Below are 2041 nucleotides of genomic sequence, written 5' to 3' on the forward strand. Positions count from 1 at the left end.
ATAGCTATTAGGAAGGAGGATTTATGGAAAATAGTGAATTAATATTAAATTATGAAAAAGAATTATTAAAGCCAGAGATTAGAAAATCGCCTGAAAAGTTAAAAGAACTATTATCAGAAGACTTTATTGAATACTGTAGTAGTGGAGTTATTTATAACTATAATGCGGATGATACTTGGTATGAAGATAATGTATCCTTTCAGTTAAAGGATTTTAATTCAAGGGAATTATCAAAGGATTGTATATTAGCAACATATAAAATAGATAAAATCTATCATAAAGATAATATAATAAAAAGTTCAATTAGAAGTTCTATATGGAAACTATATGATGGTAAGTGGAAAATGCTATTTCATCAAGGAACCTTAATTACATAAATAATTATATTAATATATAAGGGGGAATGAGAAATTGAATAAAAGAATAAAAAACATTATAGTTATATCATTTTTTAGCGTTCTATTATTTAGTATAATCGGATGCTCACAAATCACATATAACACATCAAAGAAAACTACATCAATTGAAGTGCAATGTGAAGAGATTTCACCAAATGGAAAGTATAAAGCTATTTCATATATATTCACTGATGGAGGGGCTACTGTAACATTTAGGAGAGGAATATCTATAATTGATGCAAATGAAGAAAAGGTTGGGGAATTTTTAAAAGAGAATGAACCTAATATATATTTGAACAACAATTCAAGTAATGAAGCTATTGATATTCAATGGGAAGATAATGAAACTCTAAAAGTTAACTTCACTAATGTAAAAGAAAATGAAAGCTATACTCGTTTAAAAGTTGAGATATTTAAAGGTATAAAAATAGAGTATAACTATTAAACAAAAATATATAATTGAATTGTAAGTTTGCTGTAATTAACATGTAGTAAGGTGTAATAAAGATGGCGCAAATAAATATAAGGGAAATAGAAACAAGTGATTATAATGATATATACTTATTGAACCAAGAATTAGGATATTTATTCTCTATAGAAAAAGTTAAAGATAGAATTTCATATATAACAGAAAATACAAAAGATGTTATTTTAGTAGTAGAGAAAGATAATGAAGTAATTGGTTATATTCATGGAAGTCCATATGAGTTACTTTACAATGATTCATTAATAAATATATTAGGATTTGTGGTGAAAGGTGATTATAGAAATACTGGTGTTGGAAATGAATTAATAAATAGCCTTGAAGATTGGGCAAAAGAAAATGGATATAGTGGAATAAGACTAGTATCTGGATATGAGAGAACAGATGCACATAGATTTTATGAAAAACATGGCTATATTAATAAAAAAGATCAAAGGAATTTCATTAAGCCAATATATAAATAAGAATTAATAAAGGAGAATATATGAAGAAATTTCTAAAAAGTATGTTTTTAATTTTATTTATATCTTCATCATTCTTAGTAGGATGCAGTAATAGAGAAATTAAAAATAAAACTGAAAGTGATATTGAATCAAATGTAGAAAAAAGTTCTGATTCAATAAATAAAGAAGAGGCAATATCTTCTGAAGATAAGAAAGAATCTGAAACTAACCAATCAAATGATAATTCTAAGAGAGATAGTAATATAAAATCGTCATTAAATGAAAGCAATTCTGATTCAAAGAAGAATATGTATTTAGAAAAATTAAATGAATTAGAAACTAAATTGGATTTAGAATTAAAAGATAAATATGCTAGTCCTAAAACTAAAGATATGACTGAAGCAGCTAGTGAAGAGTTTGTTCAATGGGATAATATGTTAAATGAAATATATTCTAAATTAGAAGAAGAACTTTCAAAAGAGGATATGAATAAATTAAGAGACGAAGAACTAGATTGGATTAATAATAAGGATTTGAAAAGTAAAGAAGCTAGAGATAAATATAAAGGAGGTAGCATAGCACCATATATGGAGTTAAGTAGCTTAATTGATAGTACTAAAAAGAGATGTTATGAATTAGTCAATAAATATATTAAGTAGTATAATTTTGGAGACAATTATAAACTTATAAAATTGTTAGTTATTGAATTATAAATA

General features: G+C 24.9%; 4 protein-coding genes. All 4 read left to right on the forward strand.

Annotated features, from left to right (window positions below):
- Window positions 1–23 precede the first annotated feature (23 nt).
- The gene (locus tag ACQRD5_RS17010) at window positions 24–377 is read left to right on the forward strand and encodes a DUF4440 domain-containing protein (RefSeq protein ID WP_294189584.1); all 354 of its coding nucleotides are present in this window, start codon (window positions 24–26) and stop codon (window positions 375–377) included.
- A 34-nt stretch (window positions 378–411) separates the two neighbouring features.
- Window positions 412–843 (forward strand): DUF5412 family protein, encoded by a 432-nt coding sequence (locus ACQRD5_RS17015; protein WP_294365391.1) that lies wholly within the window; start codon window positions 412–414, stop codon window positions 841–843.
- A 62-nt stretch (window positions 844–905) separates the two neighbouring features.
- On the forward strand, window positions 906–1346 hold the full coding sequence (locus ACQRD5_RS17020; protein ID WP_294365389.1) for a GNAT family N-acetyltransferase: 441 nt from the start codon (window positions 906–908) through the stop codon (window positions 1344–1346).
- A 20-nt stretch (window positions 1347–1366) separates the two neighbouring features.
- Window positions 1367–1984, forward strand: a complete 618-nt coding sequence (locus ACQRD5_RS17025; RefSeq protein WP_291632168.1) for a lysozyme inhibitor LprI family protein — start codon at window positions 1367–1369, stop codon at window positions 1982–1984.
- The last annotated feature ends 57 nt before the right edge of the window (window positions 1985–2041 follow it).

It is taken from the genome of Clostridium sp. SGI.024 (genome assembly GCF_050315195.1).
Classification (GTDB): Bacteria; Bacillota; Clostridia; order Clostridiales; family Clostridiaceae; genus Clostridium.